The following is a 24,628-nucleotide window of genomic DNA, read 5'->3' on the forward strand; positions in this document are numbered from 1 at the left end:
AGGGATCGCCGTGGCTGACCGCACGCCCGCACCCGACACGCCCGAACTGCGCGAACGCTGGGGTTCGTTCGAATGGACGCCCGCGAACCGCAAGACCGCCGACTGGCACATCGCCAAGTATCCCGAAGGTCGCCAGAAATCGGCGGTCATGCCGCTGCTCGACCTCGCCCAGCGGCAGGTCGGGGAGGAGACCGAGACACAGGGCTGGCTGCCGCTGCCGGTGATCGAATATGTCGCGGACTATCTCGACATGCCGGTGATCCGCGTGCTCGAGGTCGCGACCTTCTATTTCATGTACAACCTGAAGCCCGTCGGCAAATACCACGTGCAGGTCTGCGGCACGACGCCCTGCATGCTGCGCGGCAGCGACGACATCATTGCCGCCTGCAAAAGCCGAGGCATGGTGAAGGGCGGGGTGTCCGAGGATGGGCTCTGGACCCTTACCGAAGTCGAATGCATGGGCAATTGCGCGACCGCGCCGATGGTCCAGATCAACGACGACAATTACGAGGACCTGACCCCCGAACGCCTCGACGCCGTGCTCGACGCGCTCGCCGCGGGCGAGCAGCCTAAGACGGGCACGCAGGAGCCGGGCCGCCACACTTGCGAACCGGTCGGCGGGCCGACCGTGCTCAAGGAAATGGTCAGCGAAAACCACGATTACCGAGGTGATTGGTGATGGGCGACAAGACCAATACCAATCCCGCATTCGGCATCGTTTTCCTGATGATGGGCATCAGCATGACGATCACGTTTGGCCTGCTGTTCGGTCCGGCCTTCATCGGCATTGGCCTGCCGTTCGCGGTGCTCGGTTTCATCTTCATGGGGAAATCCGACGATCGGCAGGAAGGGCAGCAGGACAAGTGATGACCCGGAGAACCGATCTTGGCGTTGGCATAATCGGCCTCATGTTCCTCGCGCTTGCCGTGTTCGAATTTCTGAGCGGCGATGACTGGGTCGTGTGGGTCGTTCTCGGTTTCCTGTTCGGCGGCTTCGGCGCGATCCGCACCCTCCTTGGAGGGCCGAAATCATGAACGGTGGCACTCTCGCATTCGCGCTCGGCGGGATCATCTGCTTCTTCATCGGCGCCTACCTGTCGGCGACCGACGAATTGTACCTCGGCATTGTCTTCATGGGCGTAGGGCTGTTCTTCCAGGTAACCTCGCTCGCGCGGATCAAGGCCGAGAAGAAACGGGCCGCGCAGGCGGCCAGTGAAAGGGATGGCGGCAATGCTCGCTGACGCAATGGAATGGGACGCTCGCGATGCTCGCTGACAAGGATCGCATCTTCACCAATGTCTACGGTTTTCAGGACCCGGGCCTGAAGGCGGCGCAGGCGCGCGGCGACTGGGACGACACCAGAGCGTTGCTCGCGCGCGGGCAGGATTCGATCATCGAGGAGATCAAGGCATCGGGCCTGCGCGGGCGGGGCGGGGCCGGTTTCCCGACGGGCCTCAAGTGGTCCTTTATGCCCAAAGAGAGCAAGGACGGCCGGCCGAGCTTCCTCGTCATCAATGCCGACGAATCCGAGCCCGGCAGCTGCAAGGACCGCGAAATCCTCCGCCACGAGCCGCACAAGCTGGTCGAAGGCGCGCTCGTCGCCGGTTACGCCATGCGCGCGCGGGCGGCCTACATCTATATTCGCGGCGAATATATTCGCGAGGCCGAGGTGCTGCAGGCCGCGATCGACGAAGCCTATGATGCCGGGCTGATCGGCAAGAACGCCAGCGGGTCGGGCTATGATTTCGACGTCTTCCTGCACCGCGGCGCGGGCGCATACATCTGCGGCGAAGAGACCGCGATGATCGAGAGCCTCGAAGGCAAGAAGGGCCAGCCGCGCCTTAAGCCGCCGTTCCCGGCGGGCGCGGGCCTCTACGGCTGCCCGACGACGGTGAACAATGTCGAGAGCATCGCGGTCGTCCCGACGATCCTGCGGCGCGGCGCGTCGTGGTTCAGCTCCTTCGGGCGCGAGAACAATGCCGGGACCAAGCTCTTCCAGATCTCCGGCCATGTCGAGCGCCCTTGCGTGGTCGAGGAAGCGATGAGCATTCCCTTCCGCGAGCTGATCGAAACGCATTGCGGCGGCATTCGCGGCGGGTGGGACAACCTGCTTGCCGTGATTCCGGGCGGCTCCTCGGTTCCGCTGGTTCCGGCCGAGCAGATCATGGACGCGCCGATGGATTTCGACGGGCTCAAGCAGCTTGGCTCGGGCCTCGGCACGGCGGCGGTGATCGTCATGGACAAGTCGACCGACATCGTGCGTGCGATCAGCCGGATCAGCTATTTCTACAAGCACGAGAGCTGCGGTCAGTGCACCCCCTGCCGCGAAGGGACGGGCTGGATGTGGCGCGTGATGGAGCGCCTGCGCACGGGCGATGCGGCGATCGAGGAAATCGACATGCTGCACGACGTGACCAAGCAGGTCGAAGGCCACACGATCTGCGCGCTGGGCGATGCGGCGGCGTGGCCGATCCAGGGCCTTATCCGACACTTCCGCCCCGAACTCGAGCGCCGGATTGCCGAACACAACGCGCAGTTCGCTGAGGCGGCGGAATGATGCGCGGGCTTTGGCTCCTTCCCCTCGGCCTTCTTGCAGCGCCCGTTTCGCTGCATGCCGGTGCCGCTGCTGTCGATCGCGAGAGCGATGAATATCGCTTTGTCGCCTGCGTGGACGAAAAGGATCGCTCGCTGCTTTACGCAATGCGTGATGCGGACGGTCCGGAGGGTTTTCAGGCAGCCGCGAAAGAAGCCTTCGGCCTGTGCGAAATGGCCCCCACCGAAAGTTTCAGCATGAAGCGCCTGTTCGACGCGATTGCGAGTTTCATCGGCAAACCCGATTACGACGATGCCGGGAGCACGACATAATGCCCAAGGTCACAGTTGACGGTCAGGAAATCGAAGTCCCGGCGGGCGCCACCGTCCTCCAGGCCTGCGAGCTTGCGGGCAAGGAAATCCCCCGGTTCTGTTATCACGAGCGGCTTTCCATCGCCGGAAACTGTCGCATGTGCCTTGTCGAGGTCAAGCCGGGGCCGCCCAAGCCGCAGGCCTCCTGCGCGCTGCCGGCTGCCGAGAACCAGGAGATCCGCACCGACACGCCGATGGTCAAGAAGGCGCGCGAAGGGGTGATGGAGTTCCTGCTCATCAACCACCCGCTCGACTGCCCGATCTGCGACCAGGGCGGCGAGTGCGACCTGCAGGACCAGGCCATGGCTTATGGCCGGGGCGGTTCGCGCTACACGCGCGAGAACAAGCGGGCCGTGACCGAGAAATACATGGGGCCATTGATCAAGACGATCATGACCCGCTGCATCCACTGCACCCGCTGCGTGCGCTTCTCCGAGGAGATCGCGGGCGTCGACGAGATCGGCGCGCTCTATCGCGGCGAGGACATGCAGATCACGACCTATCTCGAAAAGGCCGCCGCGCACGAATTGTCGGCGAACGTGATCGACCTGTGCCCGGTCGGCGCGCTGACGAGCCGCCCTTATGCTTTCGAAGCGCGGCCGTGGGAGCTGAAGCGCACGCTCAGCATCGACGTGTCGGACGCGGTGGGCGCGAATATCTCGCTCCACTCCAAGGGCCGCGAGGTGATGCGCGCGCTTCCCCGCGTGAACGACGACGTCAATGAGGAATGGCTGTCCGACAAGGGCCGATATATGGTCGATGGCCTCGTCAAGCGCCGGCTCGACCGGGTGTGGATGAGGAAGGGCGGCAAGCTCCAGCCGGCGAACTGGGGTGAGGCGTTCGAGGCGATTTCCGGGCATCTCGGCAGCGACAAGGCGAGCATCGCGGCGGTCGCGGGCGACATGGTCGACTGCGAGACGATGTTCGCGGCGAAGTCTCTGCTCAAGGCCTGCGGGTCCGACCTGGTCGAAGCGCGTCAGACCGGGATGACCTATGACGTGTCGAACCTCGCTGCAGTCAACTTCAACACGAGCTTTGCGGGCATCGAGACCGCCGACTGCATCCTGATCGTCGGCAGCCACATTCGCTGGGAAGCGGCGCTGGTCCATCCGCGCCTGCGCAAGGCGGTGAAGGCGGGGGCCAAGGTCTTCTGCGTCGGGCCGGAATGGGACACGACTTTCGAGGCGGAATGGCTCGGCAGCGACCTCAAGGTTCTGAACCGCGTGCCCAAGGCGCTGGGCGATGCGATGAAGGCGGCGAAGCGCCCGGCGGTGATCCTGGGCGGCGCGGCGCTCGCCAAGGGTGCGCTCGCCCCGGCATTGAAGCTGGTGGACAAGTTCAAGCTGGTGCGCGTGCTCGAGGACGGGACCGCCTGGAATGGTTTCAACGTGCTGCACATGGCGGCGGCGCGGATGGGCTCGCTGATGCTCGGCTTTGCGCAGGAGGGCGGCATGGCCGACCTTGCGGCGGCCAGCCCCAAGGTGCTGCTCAGCCTCGGTGCGGACGAGATGGATTACGAGCCCTTCGCGGACAGCCTCAAGGTCTATATCGGCCACCACGGCGACAAGGGCGCGCATGCCGCCGATATCATCCTGCCCGCGGCGAGCTATGCCGAAAAGGACGGGACCTACGTCAACACAGAGGGCCGCGTGCAGTTCGCCGAGAAGGCCGTCTTCGCGCCGGGTGACGCGCGCGAGGACTGGACAATCCTGCGCGCGCTGGCCGATGCGCTGGGCGTTTCGGTCGGCTTCGACAGCTTCGGCGACTTGCAGATGGCGATGATGCGCGAAGTCCCGGCGCTCGGCGAGGAAGGGCTTGCAGATTACGGCGAGCTTCCGAAAGCCGACAGCGGCGCCAAGGCCGAGGGCGTGATCGATGCCTATCCGATCAAGGATTTCTACCTCACCAACCCCATCGCCCGTGCGAGCGCGGTGATGCAGCGTTGCTCGGCCGAACTGCTCCACGCCGAAGAGGTCAAGGAGGCAGCGGAATGAGCGACGGCTTCACCCGTTTCGTGGCGCGCTACACGCCGCATTTTCTCATTGCCTTCTTCGTTGCGGCAGTTGTTGCGACAGTCGCGGCGAAGGGCCCTGTGATCGATAACGTCTTCTACGGCAGCTGGCTTCTGATCGCTGCTGCCGTCCTTACCCGCTTCGATATGCTCATGGAGGAACGTCGGTGACCGATTTCTTCCAGTCCCTCGGCCTTCCTTACGGATGGGCCTGGACCATTGGCACGCTGACCGCGATCGTGGTCATCTCGCTTGCGATCATGCTGTCCGTTGCGATCGTTATCCTGATCGACCGCAAGGTCCTTGGCGCGATCATGATGCGCAAGGGGCCCAACGTCGTCGGACCGTTCGGCCTGCTCCAGACAATCGCCGACGGGCTTAAAGTGTTCCTGCAGGAAACCATCATTCCGAGCGCCGCGAACAAGGGCATCTTCCTGCTCGCGCCGATCGTCACGTTCACCGTCGCGCTGGCGGCGTGGGCGGTGGTGCCCTTTTGGGAAGGCGGTGTGGTCGCCGACATCAATGTCGGCCTGCTCTACATCCTCGCGATCAGCTCGCTGGGCGTATACGGCGTGGTGATGAGCGGGTGGGCGTCGAATTCCAAATACCCGTTCTTCTCGGCCATGCGCGCGGCGGCGCAGATGATCTCCTATGAAGTCTCGATCGGTTTCATCCTCGTATGCGTCGTGCTGTTCGCAGGGACCTTCAACATGAGCGGGATCGTGATGGAGCAAAAGGGCTTCGGGCTCGGCATCATCAACGGCTTTGTGGTGCACCCGCTGCTGTTCCCGATGTGGGTGGTGTTCTTCATATCCTCGCTTGCGGAAACGGCGCGCGCCCCGTTCGACCTGACAGAGGCGGAGAGCGAGCTTGTCGCGGGATATCAGACCGAATATTCGAGCATGGCCTTCGCGCTATTCTGGCTCGGTGAATATGCGAACATCCTGCTGATGTGCGCGCTCAACACCCTGCTGTTCTGGGGCGGGTGGCTGCCTCCGTTCGACTGGGCACCGCTTTACGCGGTCCCTGGCATTGTCTGGTTCCTGCTCAAGACGTTCGCGTTCTTCTTCATGTTCAGCTGGGTCTGGGGCACCGTGCCGCGCTATCGCTATGACCAGCTGATGCGGCTCGGCTGGAAGATCTTCCTGCCGATGAGCCTGCTCTTTGTCGCGCTGATCAGCGGGTATCTTATGGCGACGGGGCATTTCGAAAGCAGGGCGATCCTGAGCGAGGAAGCTCCTGCCGCTGCTCCTGCCGAACTTGTCACCAACCACCCCGCGCAGCCCAATGCTGTGAGAGGCCAGTCATGACCACCGCAACCCAGTACATAAAGAGCTTCACCCTCTGGGAGTTCCTCAAGGCCCACGCCTTGACCCTGAAGTACTTCTTCAAGCCCAAGGTGACGATCAATTACCCCTTCGAGAAGTCACCGCTTTCCCCGCGCTTTCGCGGTGAGCATGCGCTGCGGCGTTATCCCAATGGCGAGGAACGCTGCATCGCGTGCAAGCTGTGCGAGGCGGTGTGCCCCGCGCAAGCGATCACGATCGAAAGCGAACCGCGCGAGGACGGCAGTAGGCGGACGACGCGCTACGACATCGACATGACCAAGTGCATCTATTGCGGTTTCTGCCAGGAAGCCTGCCCGGTCGATGCCATCGTCGAGGGGCCGAACTTCGAATATTCGACCGAAACCCGCGAGGAGCTGCTCTACGACAAGGCCAAGCTGCTTGCGAATGGTGACAAATGGGAAAGGGCCATCGCGGCCAATCTTGAAGCGGACGCACCCTACCGCTAGGGGCATCGCGAAATTCACGAGGAGGCTTTCTCCGAGTCTCCGCTCGCCCCTGTCCCTCGCGGGTCGGGGGTCACTGACAAGGGATCCTATCGCCACTTTTCCGTGCCGTGCATGATGTGCGGGGTAGGGGGCGGCCACAAGCAACATGATACAGGTCCTAGCCTTCTATCTCTTCGCTGCCGTGGTGATCGCGAGCGCGGTGTTCGTCATCCTCTCGCGCAACCCGGTCCACTCGGTGCTTTGGCTGATCCTCGCTTTCTTCAACGCGGCTGGCCTGATGGTGCTGGTGGGCGCCGAGTTTATCGCGATGCTGCTGGTCATTGTATATGTCGGAGCGGTCGCGGTTTTGTTCCTGTTCGTGGTGATGATGCTCGACATCGATTTCGCCTCGATGCGGGCCGGGTTCATCCGCAACCTTCCTCTCGGTGTGGCGGTGGCAGTGATCCTGCTTGCGGAATTGCTGCTGGTGGTCGGGGCCTATGGCGCGGGTGGCATCGATATCGGCACGGCCGACGGCAGCCGCGCGACACCGCTCGGCTTGTCCAATATCGAGGCGCTCGGCGCGCTTCTTTATACCGAATACATCCTGCTCTTTGAAATTGCCGGGATCATCCTCCTCGTCGCGATGATCGGGGCGATCGTTCTCACCTTCCAGCCGCCCAAGCCGGGCGCGCGCGGCCGCCAGGATGTCGGCAAGCAGATCGCGCGCCGGCCGGAAGAGGCTACCATCATGAAGGACCCGGAATACGGGAAAGGGGTCGAGTTATGATCAGTGCTGGGATCGGCATCGAACATTACCTCACCGTGGGCGCGATCCTGTTCGTGCTCGGCGTGCTGGGGATCTTCCTCAATCGCAAGAACGTGATCGTGATCCTGATGGCGATCGAGCTGATCCTGTTGGCGGTGAACATCAACCTCGTCGCGTTCAGCGCCTTCATGGGCGATCTCGTCGGGCAGGTCTTCGCCATGCTGGTGCTGACCGTGGCCGCGGCCGAGGCGGCGATCGGGCTGGCGATCCTCTTCATCTACTTCCGCGGCCACGGCACGATCGCGGTCGACGACGTGAACCGGATGAAGGGATAAACGCCGGTGCAGTCCATTCACATCATCGTATTCCTGCCGCTGCTCGCCGCCATCGTCGCTGGTCTCGGCAATCGCGGGCTCGGCGATTTCGCGGCCAAGACAGTGACGACGGGCGCGCTGTTCGTGTCCGCTGCGCTGTCATGGCCGATCTTCCTCGGTTTCCTCGATGGGAGCGAAGTGGAGCGCGTCGTGCCTGTGCTCAAGTGGGTGCAGTCGGGCGACATGAGCTTCGACTGGGCCTTGCGGGTCGATGCGCTGACCGCGGTCATGCTGGTCGTCATCAATTCGGTTTCGGCGCTCGTGCACCTCTACAGCTGGGGCTACATGGAGGAGGACGACAGTCAGCCGCGCTTCTTCGCCTACCTCTCGCTTTTCACCTTCGCCATGCTGATGCTGGTGACCGCCGACAACCTCGTTCAGATGTTCTTCGGATGGGAAGGGGTGGGGCTGGCGAGCTACCTGCTCATCGGGTTCTATTTTCGCAAGCCCAGCGCGGGCGCGGCGGCGATCAAGGCCTTCCTGGTCAACCGCGTGGGCGACCTCGGCTTCATGCTCGGCATTTTCGGGACGTTCCTCGTCTTCAACACGACCTCGATCCCGGAAATCCTCGCCGCGGCGCCGGCCATGAGCGGGTCGACCATCGGCTTTCTCGGCTTCCGCTTCTACACAATGGATATCCTGTGCATCCTCCTGTTCATCGGTGCCATGGGCAAGTCCGCGCAGCTTGGCCTGCACACCTGGCTGCCCGACGCAATGGAAGGGCCAACGCCTGTCTCTGCCCTGATCCACGCCGCAACCATGGTAACCGCGGGCGTGTTCATGCTCTGCCGATTGTCGCCGATGTTTGAAACCGCGCCCACTGCGCTCGCCATCGTGACGGTCGTCGGAGCTGCGACCTGCTTCTTCGCCGCGACAATCGGGACGACCCAGTGGGATATCAAGCGAGTGATCGCCTATTCGACCTGCTCGCAGCTCGGTTACATGTTCTTCGCTGCCGGAGTGGGGGCCTATGGCGTGGCCATGTTCCACCTGTTCACCCACGCCTTCTTCAAGGCGCTGCTTTTCCTGGGCGCTGGCTCGGTCATTCACGCGATGCACCACGAACAGGACATGCGCTATTATGGTGGGCTGCGTAAGGCTATCCCCGTGACGTTCTGGGCGATGATGGCGGGTACGCTCGCAATCACCGGGGTGGGGGTGCTCTACGTCTTCGGCTTTGCGGGCTTTTATTCGAAGGACGCGATCCTCGAAGCGGCCTGGGCGCGCGGCACGGGCACGGCGCACTTCGCCTTCTGGGCGGGCGCGATCGCGGCGTTGCTGACGAGCTTCTATTCCTGGCGCCTGATGTTCCTCACCTTCTGGGGCAAGCCCCGCTGGGCCGAGAGCGAGCACATCCAGCATGCCGTCCACCACGGCGAGCATTCGTCCGACCACGCCCACCCCGCGCCGCACGAGGATGCCGAGCAGAAGGGCCCGCATGACGTACCCTCCACCGACGAGCATGACGGCACGGCCGGTTACCGCCCGCACGAAAGCCCGCTTTCGATGCTGGTTCCGCTCGGCTTGCTGACCCTGGGCGCGGTGTTCGCGGGCTACCTGTTCAAGTATCCCTTCATCGACGGCTCTTCCGAAATGGTCGATCCGAACGGGTTCTGGGGCGGCTCGATCTATTTCAACGAGAACCTGATCCACGCGCTCCACGCCGTGCCGCTGTGGGTCAAGCTGACGGCGACCGCCGCAATGCTGGTCGGGCTGGGCGGAGCGATACTTGCCTATATCCTGAAGCCCGGCATCCCGGCGGCGTTCGTGGCGCGCTTCTCGGCGCTGCACGACTTCGTCTATCGCAAATGGTATTTCGACGAGCTCTATGACCGCATCTTCGTGAAGCCCGCCTTCTGGTTCGGGCGCCGGTTCTGGACAATCGGCGATATCGGCGGCATTGATCGCTTCGGCCCGAACGGCATCGCCTGGGCGGTGCAGCGCGGGTCGGTCGCGGCGAAGTCGATCCAGTCGGGCTATCTCTACACCTACGCACTCGTCATGCTGCTCGGCCTCGTCGCCGCCATGACCTACGTTCTTCTCTAGGGGCCGAAGCTGCAATGGAAGGCTTTCCCATCCTCACGACGATGATGCTCGTGCCCCTCGTGGGCGCGATCCTCTGCCTGTTCACCAGCGCCAGCGCAGCGCGCGGCATCGCGCTTGCGGTGACGATCGTGACGCTGGCGCTCGGTGCGGTGCTTTGGGCCAATTTCGAGGTCGGCGGCCCTCAATGGCAGTTCGTCGAGCGGGCGGAACTGTTCGCGGGGTTCAGCTACGCGCTCGGGATCGACGGGATCGCGCTGATGCTGATCATGCTGAGCGTCTTCCTGATGCCGATCTGCATTCTTGCCAGCTGGGACGCGATCCAGAAACGCGTGGGCGAGTACATGAGCGCGTTCCTGCTGATGGAAGTCCTGATGATCGGCGTGTTCGCTGCGCAGGACATTTTCCTGTTCTACATCTTCTTCGAGGCGAGTCTCATCCCGATGTATCTCATCATCGGCGTGTGGGGCGGGGACAATCGCATCTACGCGAGCTACAAGTTCTTCCTCTACACGCTGCTCGGCTCGGTCCTGATGCTGATCGCGATGTTCTGGATGGTGGCCGAGGCCGGCACGTCCGACATCCCGACCCTGATGGCCTATGATTTCCCGGTCGGCGCGCAGACCTGGCTGTGGCTCGCCTTCTTCGCCAGCTTCGCAGTGAAGGTGCCGATGTGGCCGTTCCACACCTGGCTGCCCGATGCACACGTGCAGGCACCGACGGCGGGTTCGGTGATCCTCGCCGGCGTGCTGCTGAAACTGGGCGGCTATGGCTTCATCCGCTTCAGCCTGCCGATGTTCCCCGAGGCTTCCTCCGACCTCGCCTGGTTCGTCTTCGCCCTCGCCATGGTCGCGGTGGTCTACACCTCGCTCGTCGCGCTGGTGCAGCACGATATGAAGAAGCTGATCGCCTATTCTAGCGTTGCGCACATGGCGATCGTGATGGTCGGCCTGTTCGCCTTCAACGTGCAGGGGCTCGAAGGGGCGATGGTGTTGATGCTGTCGCACGGCCTTGTCTCGGGCGCGCTCTTCCTGTGCGTCGGCGTGATCTACGACCGCCTGCACACCCGCGAAATCGATCGCTATGGCGGGCTTTCCATCAACATGCCTTACTACGCGATGTTCTTCCTGTTCTTCACCATGGCCTCGATCGGCCTGCCGGGCACGAGCGGCTTCGTCGGCGAGTTCCTTTCGCTCGCCGGGATCTATCAGATCTCGACCTGGGCCGCTCTCGTCTGCACCACCGGCATCATCCTTGGCGCTGCCTATATGCTTTACCTCTACCGCCGTGTCGCTTTCGGCATACAGAAGAACGAAGACGCCGCGCGCATGGGCGATCTTCGTCCGCGCGAATGGGCGATGATGGTCCCGGTCGTTGCGGTGGTGCTGTGGATGGGTGTTTACCCCGAGAGCTTTATCGCCCCGATGCGGGCAGATATCGCCGCGCTCGACGCGCGGATCGCTTCTGCCGCGCCGGAAAGCGACAGTCGGCTCGCGGCCGGACCTCCGCGCGCAGAGTCGGCCAATGCCATACTGCATGAAGCGCACGGCGAGGAGGGAGAGCACTGATGGACTTTCCCGCAAGCTTCGCGCTGATCGCGCCCGAACTGGTGCTCGTCGGGACCGGCCTCGCATTGCTGCTCGTCGCGGCATGGGCGGGGGACAAGGCCGCGCGTCCCATCGCCGTGCTCGCCGCTAGCGGCCTGTTCGCAGCTGGCTTCCTGCTCGTGCCCGGCCTGCACACCGGCATGGACGGGCCGGACACGCTCGCTTTCGGCGGGCTGCTCAAGATCGACAGCTTCGCGCTTTTCGCCAAGGCGCTGATCTACCTCGCGGCGATCGCCTGCCTTATGGTCGCGCCGCGGTTCTTCGACAGCGAGGCGGCGGGGCTCGACCGCGGTACGCGCGCCGAATATCCGGTGCTTGTCGTGTTCGCCGTGCTCGGCATGAGCATCATGGTGTCCGCCAATGATTTCATGTCGCTCTACCTAGGGCTGGAGCTGAACAGCCTGTCGGCCTATGTCCTAGCCGCCATTCTCAAGCGCAATGCGCATTCGGGCGAGGCGGGGCTCAAGTACTTTGTCCTCGGCGCGCTCGCCTCGGGCATCCTGCTTTATGGGATGAGCCTGCTTTACGGGTTCACCGGCGGCACGAGCTTCAACACGGTGCGAGCCGGTCTGCAGGGCGAGCTCGCCTACGGTCCTTTGTTCGGCCTGACTTTCGTGCTGGCGGGCCTGGCCTTCAAGATCTCCGCCGTGCCGTTCCACATGTGGACCCCCGACGTTTATGAAGGCGCACCGACACCGGTCACCGCCTTCTTCTCGACCGCGCCAAAAGTTGCTGCGATCGGACTGACCGCCCGGGTCGTGTTCGACGTTTTTGGCGGGCAAGTGCTCGCCTGGCAGCAGATCGTCATGTTCACCGCGCTCGCTTCGATCATCTTCGGCGCGCTGGGCGCGATCGGGCAGGAGAACCTGAAGCGCCTGCTCGCCTATTCCTCGATCAACAATGTCGGCTTCATCCTGCTGGGCCTCGCGGTTGCCAATGAAGCGGGGGCCTCGGCGATGCTTGTCTATCTGTTCATCTATGTCGCGATGAGCCTTGGCAGCTTCGTCGCGCTGCTGATGCTCAGGAGCGAGGAGGGCGGGCTTTACGAGACCTTCGGCGACATTCGCGGGCTGTCGGTGACGCAGCCCACCATCGCGTGGTGCCTTTTGATCTTCATGTTCAGCCTTGCGGGTATCCCGCCGCTGCTCGGATTCTACAGCAAGTTCGTCGTCTTCCAGGCGACGGTCGATGCGGGCCTTATCGCTTTCGGTGCAGTCGCAATCGCGGCGAGCGTTATCGGGGCGTTCTACTACATCAAGTTCGTCAAGGTGATGTTCTTCGACGAGCCCGTCGGCCTCGTCACCGGCAAGAGCGGGGGCGGGCACTGGGCGCTGCTGTTCCTGATGGCGGCGCTGCTGTCCCCCCTGGGCTACCTGCTCACCCCGTCGCTGACAGACCTTGCCGACAAGGCCGCAGCCTCGCTGTTCTTCGCGGTTTGAGCGACACGCCTGCCATTCGCATCCTGGAGGAAACGGGATCGACCAATGCCGATCTCGCCGCTTTGATCCGTCAGGGCAGGGCGCCGGCCGAGGGAGAATGGCTTGTCGCCCGCCGTCAAAGCGCCGGGCGCGGGCGGCAGGGCCGTCACTGGTTCGACGGCGCGGGCAATTTCATGGGGTCCGGCGTCGTCCTGCGAAGAGAGTGCGACCCCCCGCCCGCATCGTTGAGCTTCGTAGCCGCACTGGCGGTGCACGATGCAGCGCGCGAGCATGCGGGCGAGCGCGCCGGACTGGCGTTGAAATGGCCCAATGACGTGATGCTGGACGGAGGAAAGCTCTCCGGCATATTGCTCGAAATGGTCGGTTGCCACGTCGTCGTGGGTATAGGCGTGAATCTCGCACGCGCACCCGTCCTGCCAGATCGCAGGACCGCTGCGCTGGCCGAGCGGGGCGAAGTTCCCGATCTCGAAAGCTTTGCCCGCAGCCTCACGGCTGCCTTTACCGTGCGTCTTGGCGAATGGCGCGCCGAGGGGCTTTCGGTCACACTCCAGCGTTTCATAGCGCTTTCGATCCACACCCCCGGTTCGCCGCTGCGCGTGCATGACGGGGAGGGCGATCCGGTCGAGGGGCGTTTCGCCGGGCTTGAAACCAGTGACGGAGCTTTGCGTCTGCGCTTGGCGGATGGCTCGGAACGTGTCATTCGCGCGGGCGATATTGAACAGGAAGAGGGTGCATAACAGGATGCTGCTCGCCGCCGATGTCGGAAACACCAATGTCGTCTTTGCGCTGTTCGAGGGTGAAGGAGCTGCGAGCAAGGTGCGCAATCGCTGGAGGATCGCAACCGATCCACGCCGGACGGGCGACGAATACGCGGTCTGGCTGCTCCAGCTTCTCAAGATCGAGGGCATTGATCGTGACGATATCACCCAGATTATCTTCGCGTCGGTGGTGCCACGGGCTGATCACAACCTGACGGTGCTCGCGCAGAAATATTTCGGCATCACGCCGCTTTTCGCGGGGCAGGGGACGGCGCACTGGCGATTCGAGATCGATGTCGACCAGCCGAGTTCGCTTGGTGCGGACCGCGCGCTCAACATCCTTGCCGCGCATCATAAATATGGCGGCGATCTGATCGTCATCGATTTCGGAACTGCAACCAAGTTCGAGGCGATCGATTTCAAGGGGACCTACAAAGGCGGTTCGATCGCCCCAGGGATCAACCTTTCGCTCGACGCATTGGTCGGCAAGACGGCAAAGCTCCCGCGCATCGCGATCCGGGCGCCCGACTTCACCAGCGTCATCGGCCGCAACACCGAAGACCAGATGCTGATCGGCGTGTTCTGGGGCTATGTCGCCATGATGGAGGGGATCGTCGAGCGAATGCGCGCCGAGATCGGCCGCCCGGCACAGGTGGTCGCCACCGGCGGACTTGCGATACTTTTCGACGAGGCGACCGACATGTTCGACCATGTCGATGCCGATCTTACGATAGAGGGGCTGGGCATTCTCGCCCGCCAGGCAGCGCAAGGCTGAGGACAACACACCAGGTGGACAAGAATTACACGCCCCAGGACGAATTGCTTTTCCTTGCTCTCGGCGGGTCGGGCGAAATCGGCATGAACGTCAACCTCTACGGCTGCGAGGGCAAGTGGCTGATGGTCGATCTCGGCATGACCTTTTCGGGCGGCGAGTATCCCGGGATCGATCTCGTTTTCGCCGATCTCGAATTCATCGAGGACCGCCGCAAGGACCTTCTCGGGATCGTCCTCACCCATGCGCATGAGGATCATATCGGCGCCGTTCCCTATTTCGCGGGCGATCTCGGCGTGCCGCTCTACGCGACGCCGTTCACCGCGGACCTTGTTGCGCGCAAGCTCGAGGAAGCGGGGCTCCTTGGCGAGGTCGAACTCAACGTTATCGAGGACGATCACGGCCGGATCGAGCTCGGCCCGTTTGCCGTTACCTATCTCCCGCTCGCGCACTCGATCGCCGAAGGCAATGCGCTGCTGATCGACACTCCCCATGGCCGCGTCTTCCACACTGGCGACTGGAAGTTGGACGACGACCCGATCATCGGCGAGCCGACTACCGAGGCGGAATTGCGCTCCATCGGGGACCAGGGCGTGCTTGCGCTTGTTTGCGATTCTACCAATGTCTTCAACCCGAACCCTTCAGGCTCGGAGGGCGCCGTTCACCGAGCGCTTATGGAAGAGGTCGCGCGGCACAAGGGCAAGCGGGTCCTTGTGACGACGTTCGCCAGCAATGTCGCGCGGCTCCACACGCTGGGAGAAGTCGCGCGCGAAACCGGGCGGCGCGTCTGCGTCGCGGGCCGCTCGCTCGACCGGATCATCGAGGTCGCTCAGGACAACGGCTATCTCGAGGACTTTCCGGAAACTGTCGATTTCGACACTGCGATGGGCCTGCCGCGCGGCGAAGTGCTGATCCTCGCAACGGGCGGGCAGGGTGAGCCGCGCGCCGCGCTTTCCCGGATCGCGGAAGGCAACCACCCGCTCGAACTGGCCGGCGGCGACGTGGTTCTGTTTTCCTCCCGCCAGATCCCGGGCAACGAGATTGCGATCGGCAAGGTCCAGAACCAGCTCGCAGCGCGCGGCATCGAGATGGTGACTGACCGGCAGAGCCTGATCCATGTCTCCGGCCATCCGGGACGGCCCGAACTCGAAGCGCTCTATTCGTGGCTGCGCCCCGAAGTGCTCGTCCCCGTCCATGGCGAGATGAAGCACATGACCGAGCAGGCGCGGCTCGCGAAGGAATGCCAGATCCCCAGGGCCGTGGTGCAGTCGAACGGCGACATCGTCCGTCTCGCGCCCGGAGAGCCGGGCCGACTTGCGCAGGTGCGCAATGGTCGGCTCGTGCTCGACGGGGACATCATCGCGCCCTCTGACGGCGACGCGGTCGTGATGCGGCGTCGGATCGCGCATGAGGGTGTGCTGATCGTCGTGCTGGTGCCGGGTGAGACACCCCTGATCGAGGCAGTCGGCTTGCCGCTTGAAGAAGACATGCCGGATTTCGTCGCTGAGGCGCAGGAGGATATCCTGAAAGCTGTCGGCAAGCTCAAGGGCAGGGATGCGCGCGATCTTGCTGCCATCCACGAAGCGGCCCGTCTCGCCGCGCGCCGCGCCGCGCAGCGATGGTCTGGGAAGCGTCCACAGGTCCGTGTGCTCATGCCGGGGGCGTGACGGGATGGCATGGACCTCGATCCTCGCGATCTACTTCCTTGTCTGGATCGCCACAGCCTTTGTCATGCTGCCCTTCGGTGTGCGAACGGCGGAGGACGAAGGTGCGGAAAAAGTTCCGGGCCAGGCCGAGAGTGCGCCTGTCAACTTCCGCCCGGGCCGCCTTGCCTTGCGGGCGACAGTGCTCGCCGCGGTGCTGACCGGCATCTATGTGCTGAATTACGAGCAGGGTTGGATCACCGCCGAGGACATCGACATGATGCCCGAGCCGCCCGCCGAACTCCAGCGCTAGTCGCGAAAGCGTTCGATCGCCTGGGCAAGCACGACGTAGAGCTTGCCCGCGTCCGATCCCAGCACCGTCACGCCCAGCGCATTGCCGTCACGCGTGGAAAGCATGGCTCTCAGCATCGCTTCGAAATCGTGGATGTACCGGGCGACCGCCCCCTTGAAATCGTCGTCACGCTGGTAAAGCTCGGCGATTTCCTTCGCCTCGCTACTGTCGATCAGCCGCACCGCGCGGCGGGTGAAAATGCCGCGATCACCCTTGAGATAAGAGTCCCAGGCTGTGTCGGTCACTTCGGCCGATAGGGCCGATGCGATGTCGATCGAGGCCGAATTCAGACTGTCGGTAATCAGCGCCATCCGACGGGCGAAATCGTTGTTGACTTTCTCTTCGGCCTGTTCGCGAGCGCGGGCGACGCGCTGTTCGAGATTGCCGGTCAGTTCGTTCACCCGGGCGAGTTGATCACGCAATTGCACAGCCGCCTCGCGACCCACGCCGGAAGCATGAGCTGCCGCTTGCTCGATCCTCCCGATGGTCTCGGCGCTTTCGTTGCGCAGGGCTTTTTCAAGCGCTGCGACGGCGTCACCGCCCATCTCCCCGGCGAGCCGCGTCAAACGCTCGCGCGCGCCTTCGTCGAGCGTGCGGAAGGCGACTTCGGTCGCTTCGCGCAGTTCTTCGAGAGTTGTGCGAAGCCGATCCTGCGTTTCGCCGCCGAGCCGGTCGCTTTCCTCGGCGAGCCGTTCAAACCCCCCGCGCAGGCCGGCCAGTCGGGCGAGCGTGTCTTCCGAGCGCTCGTGCAATCGCTGCGCAAGGTTTTCGATCAACGCTTGGGTCGTTTCGATCTCGCCGTGCGTCCTGACAAGGTAATCCGACAATTCGCTGCCATGCCCCTTGGCCGTAAGCATCATCGTACCCACGGTCTGCGCACGCTGTTCGACCGATGCCAGGGTCCCGGTTGCGGTCTCGATCGCCTTGGGCAAGTCATCACGCGCATGCCGTGCTCCAGACTGGATGATCTCCAGAAGGCGGATACCGGCTTCTGTCAGCTCGGCTAGCTGGCTCTCGGTCTCCGCCAGTTCGCGTTGCCGTTCGCCGAGCTGCTGTCCCAACGTACCAAGACCGCTGCCAAGGCCTTCCTGCGCGCTTTCAGAGGCCTTCGCGACCTCTGCGACGAGGGTGCCGAGCCGCTCGAGGTGTTCTTCGAGATCGCGGCCATGGGCTACGAGTTTGCCGGTTTCCTCGACCTGCACCTCACGCCGCTGGGCGAGCGCTTCGTCGAGGTCGGCAAGCCGTTGGGCGAGGACTTCGCTCGCCTGCGATTCGCGCGTCTCGAATTCTTCCTGCCGGCGCCGGATATCCTCCATGAAGCGGCGGTCGCGCGTTTCTAGCCGGTCGTCGAAGCGCTCCGCTTCCTCGTATAGCTCCTTGAGACGCTGGCGAGCCGCTTCCATTGCCTTTCGATCGATCCCTTCGAGCGTCGCTACGGTTTCGGCGATTTCGTCGTGAAGTCGGCCTTTCGCTTCACGAAGCCGGGCGAGGGCGGCTTCCTCGCCGTCGCGCAATGTCGCTGCCGCGGCTTCGCTCTCCTCGCGCAGGGCGGTCACTCGTTCGCGCAGCGCCTCGAGCGCTGATGTTTCGGTCTGTTCGAGCGTCGAACGATATGTCTCCGCCTCTTGGCCGAGAGCGTTGAACCGGCCCGAGGCCAGTTGTTCGATCGCCGAGAGCTGTTCTTCGAAACCGGCAAGCGTTTCGCCGACTTTCTTCCCGAGTGCGGCAACTTGGGCCGCGCTGGCCGCGCCGAATTCATTCAGGCGCTCGAAACCTTCGACCAGTTCGTCGAGTTGCCCCTGCGCGGTACGGCCGGCATTGCCGATCTGGTTCGAAACGTCACGAGCCGAGTTTGCGATTACCGGAAGTCCGTCGCGCAGCCGGTTCATGTTGGCAAGCGCCGTCTCGCTCGCAGAGCCTATCGCATCGACCTGCGCGCCGTTATCGCCGATCAATTGCTGCAATTCGCCGGCATGGGCGGAAATCCGCTCGCTCGCTACGCGTCCGAGCGATTCGAGTTCGCGCGATTGCGCGGCAAGAAACTCGCGCGCGAGGCTGAGCTCGCGGTTGATCACTGCAAGACGTGTTTCGAGCTGGGCGCTTTCCCGGCTGAGCAGCGCGGCAGAGGCAGCGAAACGTTTCGCCTCCACGCGGGAATTGCGCATGGCGACGAGGTAACCGACACCGACAAGCAGGACGGGGATCGACCAGTCGACGATCCAGCCGATCCAGGAACCGGGAGGGGCCGATGTCGCAGCGGCCAATTCGTCGCGCAATGCCCAGCCATAGAAGCCGGTCCATGCCGCGATGGCGAACAGCGCAATAGCGGGAGCGGCCCAACCGAAGCGCGACACCTCGGGGTCCGCGGCTTCGATTTCGTCCTGACTGACGACGTCTGCCGAGTCCTCCTCGAAGGAGGGGGGCTCACCCTTGTCGCCGGGTCCATCCACGCTGGAAGCATTGCTCTGCGCTTGCTCCTGCGGCTGTGGCCCGCGGCCGATCGCCCTGATGTGGTGTCCGCCTTGCATGTTCAATCAATACCACAGTGCAGCGCTCGATAAACCCCGCATTAACTCCGTCGCGGATACATACTCGCTATGGCGAATGAGAGCGGTGCACTCGATGCGACGATCGCTGCGGCGGCGGGCGACGACCCGGCGCTGATGGGCGAATTGCGCAATGCTTTCCTCGACAGTGCCGTGCGCCAGCTTGACCTGCTGCGCCGTTCGCGCTGCGATGGGAACTGGAACGTCGCTGCAATGCGGCTTAAGGGTCTGGCTGCGAGCTTTCACGCCGAGGAATTGCTGGTCGCAGCCGAAAACGCGCTTGTTTCCGCCCCCGGCGAACCGGCCGCGATTCGCGAAATCGAGCGGGTGCTAGCCAGGTTTTCGGGTTGCGCGCACGCCTGACCCGCGCATAATCGGGACAAAGCGTGCCGCCGCCGCTTGAAGGGGAAGGCCGTAAAAGCGTAGCCAAGGGCCCTCAACGGTTCGGGGACAAGACCTTGCGCACGGCCCTTCTGGCGTCTCTCGATCACGACGATGATGGTTCCCTGCGCGCGGGGCTGCTTTTCGGCGGACGCAGCGTGCTTGCCTGGCAGGGCGAGACGATGCGCGCGCTTGGATGCGAAAGGGTGATCTGCCTGACCGAGCGCTTTGGCGAAGAGATCTTGTCGCTGCAGCGTGCAGTCGAAGGCGGTGGCGGGGAGTTCCACGCCCTGCGTTCCGGGCGACAACTGCCCGCTCTCGTAAGAGCCGACGACGAACTGATCGTGCTACTCGACGGGCTGGTCGTGGATCGCGCCGTCTTGCAGGCGGCGATTTCCAGCGAAGGTGTGCTCGCCAAGGGCGTTGCGACGCTGCCGGCTGGCCATCCACTGGCGCAGGCCCATCCCGAAGTCTTCGAACGGATCGATCGCGAACGCGCCTGGGCTGGCGCACTCGTCATGCACGCCGCGCCCGTTCAGCAATTTGCCGACCTTCCCGCAGACGGAGCGACGGTCCCGCTGCTGCTGCGCCTTGCACTGCAGTCCGGTACACCCTGCCGCGCACTTGCGCCCGAGGCGATCTCTGCGGGCGAATGGCTGCTTGCTGGCTCTGACGAAGCGCTGGCGGCGCGTGAACGGGTTCTGATCGACAGCGGGCTTGTCGACACACCCTGGACTGGGCCGGGACTTGCGCTGGCGCAGCAAATCGCCCGTCGGCTTGCGCCGCGCGGGCTTTCTGCGGGGCCATTCGTGGGCGCAGGAATGGCCTTGATCCTGCTCGTTACGGGCACGGTGCTTGCCGGGTTCGGTTTCGGCCCGGCGGGGCTCGTACTGGCCGCCATGGGTGCCTTTGCAGGGGTATGGTCGCTGGCGGCGGCGAGGATTGCGCGCGGACTCTTGGGGGAGACGGCGCGAGCGTTCCCCGCTGCGCGCTTTTCGGGCATATGCGACATCCTTGCGAGCGCTGCGCTCGGTCTTGCGGCGCTGTTTTCGAATGGGGATGCGACAGGGCCCGCAATCGGCGCTTTGGGTCCGTTGACGGTTGGGCTTACGCGGCTCGCAGCGCGTGCTGCGGGGCCGCTCGCGCGGGCCTTCTGGAAGGACCGGCCGATCCACCTTGCCGGCCTTGCGTTCGCGGCCGGGTTCGACCTGCTCGCCCCGGCGCTGGCGCTTTTCGGGCTTGCTGCGCTGGTGCAATCGCTGCTGCACTCCGGATCGGAACAAGCTAACGCCGACTTAACTATACCACGGTAACCGGGACAGTATGGCAGAGCCTGCGACCAACATTTCCGGTGAACTCACCAGCGTGGAGCGCCTCCTGAAAGAGGAACTCGCGCGCGGGGACCGCTCGCTGCGCGGGGTCGCCCCGGTGCTCGCGCACATGCTCGAAACTTCCGGCCATTCGCTCTTGAGCGATGCGATTGTCGCGCGGGTGCGCGGCATGCTCGAACACCTATCCCGACAATTGCTCGCCGCCGAGCGGGCGGAGGTGCTCGGTAGCACTGCACACGGCGAGGGCGATCCGCCCGAGGCGGTCGATACCCTTGCCGACCGGCTCGGGTCCGACCATGTGGTTCTCGGGCATGCCTATGTGCTCGCGATGGAGAGCCACCTTGCCGAACGGCTCGAGCGGCGCGCTTCGCTCGATCCGGTCCTAAGCCCGCTTTTGCAGGAGCTGATCGCATCCGACCAGCCCGCCATCGCTGAACTGGCCATGGCGACGCTCGCGGCCCAGTCGCGCTTCGTGCAGAGCCAGAGGCGGATGGACATGCCGCTTGCCGAGCTTCCCGCCGAATTGTTCCTGAGCGTTATGGCATGCTGGGAATCGGTCGCGCGCGGGCGCGGGCGCGGGGCTGTGCCGAAGGGCGCGGTCGAACGGCTCAAGCGTTCCTATGACGAGGGCGCGAGCCGGGTCGGCCTGCTTTCCCGGCTTGTCTCGGCGATGGGTAATGGCGCGCTCGCCGCGCTCGAACTCGAGCATGCAGGGCTCGCCCTGTTCGCCAGCGCCCTTGCCGCAGTGAGCCGCCAGCCGCGTGACAATGCCGTGATCGCCTGCCACGAAAGCCAGGCCGCGCGTCTGGCTCTCGCCTTTCGCGCTGCCGGGCTGGATGCGCAGGCGATCGAGCGGCAGTTCCTCCTGCTCGAACCCGGCATCCGCGTGCCCGAGGTGATCGGCCAGCTTGCGCCCGACCGTGCCCAGGCGATCCTCGCCCGCTCCGAAGCGCGTGTGGTCGATCTAGACCGATGATCGAGCGCGGCGACACCCTGCTTGCAGCCCGTGGGCTGACCGACGCGCAAGACCGGCTCGTGACCGCCGACGAACCGCTGGCGGAACTGCAACTGGCCTGTGGAGGCGATCTGCCCGGCGTGCTGGCAGTGCCCGAATTGCTCGTACTCGTTCGGCAGGCGCGTTCCATGGACCTGCGCATTGCCCGCGAATTCGCAGCCCATGACGGCGACGACAGGATCACCGGCTTCGCTCGGGTCCACCCGCGCGGCGGCGAGGACGGCGAGGGGTGCGAGCTGCTGGTCGAGAACTGGCAGCGCCAGCCGAATGCCCTTGCCGGGGCGAGCGAATTTGCCGAACAGCTCGATGCGATCGACCGCGCCAGCGCGGAGGCCAGCGGGCGGCTCGACGCAGCCCAGCGGGTCCAACTCGTCAGCGCCGCAGCACCCGATGCGCGAGAGCTCGAAGCGGCGATCTCACGCGAACCCGGGCGGACCTGGACCGATTATGTCACTTTACAGGATGTCGCCCACCGCCAGCCGCTTCATTGGCGCCTGCTCGATGGCTCCCATTGCACGCTGCCAGGCTCGCAGCGCCATTGGCGCGTGCGGCTGCTCCCGCTCGGCTCGGTCAGCACCGCGCCTGCCGGGTTCGAATGGCTGCTCGTGCCGGAAGAGCCGCTATCTGGAATACACAGCACGCAAGACAGCGAAGATGACGCTGCGGCCGGGCACAGCCGTCTTATTGGCAGCGCGCTCACGCCCGTCCTGCGCCAGCCCATTGCCCGCATCATCGCCAATGCCGAGACGATCCGTTCCCGGCTCGCGGGGCCGCTGCGCGAAGAATATACCGAATATGCAGGAACGATTGCGGCGGCCGGGCAACACCTGTCGGGCATGCTCGACGATCTTGCCGATCTCGAAGTGGTCGAAACGCCCGGCTTCAGCACCGCGCGCGAGAAGGTCGATCTCGCCGATGCGGCGCGCCGGGCAGCCGGGATATTGGGCGTCAGGGCACAGGCGCGCGGTATCACTCTCGACCTTCCCGAAGAGGACGAGGGCTGCCAGGCCAGGGCCGAGTTTCGCCGAGTGCTGCAAATCCTTCTCAACCTCATCGGAAACGCTATCGCCTATTCACCCGATAACAGCCGGGTGACGGTGCGAACTCACGAAAGCAGGAATGGCAGGGTCGCGATAAGCGTCGCCGACGAGGGCCCCGGCATCAGCGAAGAACAGGCCGCGCGGATTTTCGACAAGTTCGAAAGACTCGGGCGGGACAATGACGGCGGATCGGGCCTGGGCCTCTATATTTCGCAGCGACTTGCAAGGGCGATGGACGGTGAACTGACGGTGACAAGCCGAGAAAGCGTCGACGACGGATGCGGCGCGCTTTTCAGGCTCGACCTGCCGACCTTTCCTGCCCGATAGACCGCCTAGCGCCGCGCGATACGTGTGGGCGCCCAATTCAGCAATTCCCGATGCCCGCTGCAATAGCCCTGTCTAATAAGGCCAATTCGCGCTGTGCGAGCATGAAGCTGCCGGGCGGCCACACATACCGCTAGTGAGGCCCTGCGACATTCAGGGCCCACCGGAAACCCTCAGCGCCTGCGGGGCAAATGCAAGAAAGGACCGCCCCATATCGCTCTGGACGGTGACCTTATCGCTTGTCGAGAGGCACGTAATCGCGCTCGGTCGGCCCGGTGTAGAGCTGGCGCGGACGGCCGATAACCTGCGCGGGATCGGAGATCATCTCGTTCCACTGCGCGACCCAGCCGACCGTGCGGGCAAGTGCGAAGAGCGCGGTGAACATCGTGGTCGGGAAGCCGATCGCAGAAAGGATGATGCCCGAATAGAAATCCACGTTGGGGAACAGCTTCTTCTCGCGGAAATAATCGTCGCTGAGCGCGATTTCCTCGAGTCTTAAAGCGGTCTCGAACACCGGGTCCTTGACATTCAGGGCATCGAAGACTTCCCGCACGGTCTTCTGCATGACCGTGGCGCGCGGGTCGTAATTCTTGTAGACCCGGTGACCGAAGCCCATCAGTCGGAACGGGTCGTTCTTGTCCTTGGCGCGTTCGATGTAGTGTGGGATCTTATCGGGCGTGCCGATCTCGCGCAGCATGTTGAGCGCCGCCTCGTTCGCGCCGCCGTGGGCCGGGCCCCAAAGACAGGCGATGCCCGCCGCGGTGCAGGCGAAGGGGTTCGCGCCCGACGAACCTGCCAGCCGGACGGTCGAAGTAGAAGCGTTCTGTTCGTGGTCGGCATGGAGGATGAAGATCCGGTCCATCGCGCGTTCGACTTCGGGAATCACCTCATATTCCTCGGCCGGGACACCGAAGGTCATGCGCAGGAAATTGCCTGTGTAGGAAAGGGAATTGTCCGGTTGCATGAAAGGCTGGCCGATCGCGTACTTGTAGGCCATCGCCGCGATCGTCGGCATCTTCGCGATCAGTCGATGGCTCGAGATCTTGCGGTGCTCCGGATCGGAAATGTCCGTGCTGTCGTGGTAGAACGCTGAAAGCGCACCGACGACACCGCACATGATCGCCATGGGGTGGGCGTCGCGGCGGAAACCCTGATAGAACTGGCGCAGCTGCTCGTGCAGCATGGTATGGCGAGTGATCGTGTAGGTGAACTCGTCGAGCTCGCCGCCGCTCGGCAATTCTCCGTTGAGCAGTAGATAGGCGACTTCCATGAAGGACGAGTGCTCGGCCAGCTGGCCGATCGGATAGCCGCGATGCAGAAGGACGCCCTCGTTCCCGTCGATATAAGTCAGCGCGCTCTCGCAGCTTGCGGTGGACTTGTAGCCCGGGTCGAAGGTGAAATGCCCGGTCGAGCCGTAAAGCTTGCGGATGTCGACAACATCCGGCCCGGTGCTGCCGCTCAAGACGGGAAAATCGTGAGTTTCGCCGCCAAGCTCGAGTTTCGCGTGCTTGTCTGCCAAGATGTGTCTCCTGCTCTAACCTTTGCC

25 protein-coding genes are annotated in these 24,628 nt (G+C 63.9%); 23 read left to right on the plus strand and 2 right to left on the minus strand.

The window, feature by feature from the left end; genetic code table 11:
- Positions 1–10: 10 nt before the first annotated feature.
- From nuoE to RIB52_RS13830, 19 genes are all read left to right on the plus strand, one after another.
- Positions 11–679, plus strand: coding sequence for an NADH-quinone oxidoreductase subunit NuoE (nuoE, locus tag RIB52_RS13740; RefSeq protein WP_350176487.1), 669 nt, complete (start codon positions 11–13; stop codon positions 677–679).
- The gene (locus tag RIB52_RS13745) at positions 679–867 is read left to right on the plus strand and encodes a hypothetical protein (RefSeq protein ID WP_350176489.1); all 189 of its coding nucleotides are present in this window, start codon (positions 679–681) and stop codon (positions 865–867) included. Before nuoE ends, RIB52_RS13745 begins: the two co-directional genes overlap by 1 nt.
- Positions 867–1,034 (plus strand): hypothetical protein, encoded by a 168-nt coding sequence (locus RIB52_RS13750; protein ID WP_350176491.1) that lies wholly within the window; start codon positions 867–869, stop codon positions 1,032–1,034. The genes RIB52_RS13745 and RIB52_RS13750 overlap by 1 nt, the downstream gene beginning before the upstream one ends.
- Positions 1,031–1,240, plus strand: coding sequence for a hypothetical protein (locus RIB52_RS13755; protein ID WP_350176493.1), 210 nt, complete (start codon positions 1,031–1,033; stop codon positions 1,238–1,240). Before RIB52_RS13750 ends, RIB52_RS13755 begins: the two co-directional genes overlap by 4 nt.
- 23 nt (positions 1,241–1,263) lie before the next feature.
- Entirely contained in the window at positions 1,264–2,556 is a 1,293-nt protein-coding gene (gene nuoF, locus RIB52_RS13760; protein ID WP_350176495.1) for an NADH-quinone oxidoreductase subunit NuoF, read from the plus strand.
- Positions 2,553–2,864 carry a hypothetical protein gene (locus tag RIB52_RS13765; protein ID WP_350176497.1) on the plus strand — a complete coding sequence of 104 codons (312 nt, stop codon included), beginning with the start codon at positions 2,553–2,555 and terminating at the stop codon, positions 2,862–2,864. Before nuoF ends, RIB52_RS13765 begins: the two co-directional genes overlap by 4 nt.
- Entirely contained in the window at positions 2,864–4,897 is a 2,034-nt protein-coding gene (gene nuoG / locus RIB52_RS13770; RefSeq protein WP_350176499.1) for an NADH-quinone oxidoreductase subunit NuoG, read from the plus strand. The genes RIB52_RS13765 and nuoG overlap by 1 nt, the downstream gene beginning before the upstream one ends.
- On the plus strand, positions 4,894–5,085 hold the full coding sequence (locus RIB52_RS13775) for a hypothetical protein (RefSeq protein ID WP_350176501.1): 192 nt from the start codon (positions 4,894–4,896) through the stop codon (positions 5,083–5,085). The genes nuoG and RIB52_RS13775 overlap by 4 nt, the downstream gene beginning before the upstream one ends.
- Entirely contained in the window at positions 5,082–6,224 is a 1,143-nt protein-coding gene (gene nuoH, locus RIB52_RS13780) for an NADH-quinone oxidoreductase subunit NuoH (RefSeq protein WP_350176503.1), read from the plus strand. The genes RIB52_RS13775 and nuoH overlap by 4 nt, the downstream gene beginning before the upstream one ends.
- The gene (gene nuoI, locus RIB52_RS13785) at positions 6,221–6,709 is read left to right on the plus strand and encodes an NADH-quinone oxidoreductase subunit NuoI (protein WP_350176505.1); all 489 of its coding nucleotides are present in this window, start codon (positions 6,221–6,223) and stop codon (positions 6,707–6,709) included. Before nuoH ends, nuoI begins: the two co-directional genes overlap by 4 nt.
- Before the next feature lie 145 nt (positions 6,710–6,854).
- Complete coding sequence (locus RIB52_RS13790) at positions 6,855–7,478, plus strand: NADH-quinone oxidoreductase subunit J (RefSeq protein WP_350176507.1); 624 nt, start codon at positions 6,855–6,857, stop codon at positions 7,476–7,478.
- Positions 7,475–7,792: an NADH-quinone oxidoreductase subunit NuoK gene (gene nuoK, locus RIB52_RS13795; protein ID WP_350176509.1), complete on the plus strand. Its 318-nt coding sequence runs from the start codon at positions 7,475–7,477 to the stop codon at positions 7,790–7,792. Before RIB52_RS13790 ends, nuoK begins: the two co-directional genes overlap by 4 nt.
- 6 nt (positions 7,793–7,798) lie before the next feature.
- Positions 7,799–9,877: an NADH-quinone oxidoreductase subunit L gene (gene nuoL, locus RIB52_RS13800; RefSeq protein WP_350176511.1), complete on the plus strand. Its 2,079-nt coding sequence runs from the start codon at positions 7,799–7,801 to the stop codon at positions 9,875–9,877.
- 14 nt (positions 9,878–9,891) lie between these two features.
- The gene (locus RIB52_RS13805; protein ID WP_350176513.1) at positions 9,892–11,442 is read left to right on the plus strand and encodes an NADH-quinone oxidoreductase subunit M; all 1,551 of its coding nucleotides are present in this window, start codon (positions 9,892–9,894) and stop codon (positions 11,440–11,442) included.
- Entirely contained in the window at positions 11,442–12,920 is a 1,479-nt protein-coding gene (nuoN, locus tag RIB52_RS13810) for an NADH-quinone oxidoreductase subunit NuoN (protein ID WP_350176515.1), read from the plus strand. Before RIB52_RS13805 ends, nuoN begins: the two co-directional genes overlap by 1 nt.
- On the plus strand, positions 12,917–13,657 hold the full coding sequence (locus RIB52_RS13815) for a biotin--[acetyl-CoA-carboxylase] ligase (protein ID WP_350176517.1): 741 nt from the start codon (positions 12,917–12,919) through the stop codon (positions 13,655–13,657). Before nuoN ends, RIB52_RS13815 begins: the two co-directional genes overlap by 4 nt.
- A 4-nt stretch (positions 13,658–13,661) precedes the next feature.
- Positions 13,662–14,453: a type III pantothenate kinase gene (locus RIB52_RS13820; RefSeq protein ID WP_350176581.1), complete on the plus strand. Its 792-nt coding sequence runs from the start codon at positions 13,662–13,664 to the stop codon at positions 14,451–14,453.
- A 14-nt stretch (positions 14,454–14,467) separates the two neighbouring features.
- Positions 14,468–16,117 (plus strand): ribonuclease J, encoded by a 1,650-nt coding sequence (locus RIB52_RS13825; protein WP_350176519.1) that lies wholly within the window; start codon positions 14,468–14,470, stop codon positions 16,115–16,117.
- Between the two features lie 4 nt (positions 16,118–16,121).
- A complete protein-coding gene (locus RIB52_RS13830; protein WP_350176521.1) occupies positions 16,122–16,406 on the plus strand; it encodes a DUF1467 family protein in 285 nt (94 codons plus the stop codon).
- Here RIB52_RS13830 and RIB52_RS13835 read toward each other — a convergent pair.
- Complete coding sequence (locus tag RIB52_RS13835) at positions 16,403–18,973, minus strand: coiled-coil domain-containing protein (protein WP_502879549.1); 2,571 nt, start codon at positions 18,971–18,973, stop codon at positions 16,403–16,405. The genes RIB52_RS13830 and RIB52_RS13835 overlap by 4 nt on opposite strands.
- A 69-nt stretch (positions 18,974–19,042) precedes the next feature.
- Between RIB52_RS13835 and RIB52_RS13840 the strand changes: the two genes are divergently transcribed.
- The 4 genes from RIB52_RS13840 (at position 19,043) to RIB52_RS13855 (ending at position 23,085) form a co-directional block, all read left to right on the plus strand.
- Positions 19,043–19,354 carry an Hpt domain-containing protein gene (locus RIB52_RS13840; RefSeq protein WP_350176525.1) on the plus strand — a complete coding sequence of 104 codons (312 nt, stop codon included), beginning with the start codon at positions 19,043–19,045 and terminating at the stop codon, positions 19,352–19,354.
- Positions 19,355–19,449: 95 nt separating this feature from the next.
- A complete protein-coding gene (locus RIB52_RS13845) occupies positions 19,450–20,685 on the plus strand; it encodes a hypothetical protein (RefSeq protein WP_350176527.1) in 1,236 nt (411 codons plus the stop codon).
- Positions 20,686–20,695: 10 nt separating this feature from the next.
- Positions 20,696–21,679 carry a hypothetical protein gene (locus RIB52_RS13850; protein WP_350176529.1) on the plus strand — a complete coding sequence of 328 codons (984 nt, stop codon included), beginning with the start codon at positions 20,696–20,698 and terminating at the stop codon, positions 21,677–21,679.
- Positions 21,676–23,085 carry a sensor histidine kinase gene (locus RIB52_RS13855; RefSeq protein ID WP_350176531.1) on the plus strand — a complete coding sequence of 470 codons (1,410 nt, stop codon included), beginning with the start codon at positions 21,676–21,678 and terminating at the stop codon, positions 23,083–23,085. Before RIB52_RS13850 ends, RIB52_RS13855 begins: the two co-directional genes overlap by 4 nt.
- Positions 23,086–23,314: 229 nt before the next feature.
- Here the strand turns inward: RIB52_RS13855 and RIB52_RS13860 are convergent, their stop codons facing one another.
- The gene (locus RIB52_RS13860; RefSeq protein ID WP_350176533.1) at positions 23,315–24,601 is read right to left on the minus strand and encodes a citrate synthase; all 1,287 of its coding nucleotides are present in this window, start codon (positions 24,599–24,601) and stop codon (positions 23,315–23,317) included.
- Positions 24,602–24,628 lie beyond the last annotated feature (27 nt).

The sequence above is a fragment of the Erythrobacter sp. genome, from assembly GCF_040217515.1.
Classification (GTDB): domain Bacteria; phylum Pseudomonadota; class Alphaproteobacteria; order Sphingomonadales; family Sphingomonadaceae; genus Erythrobacter.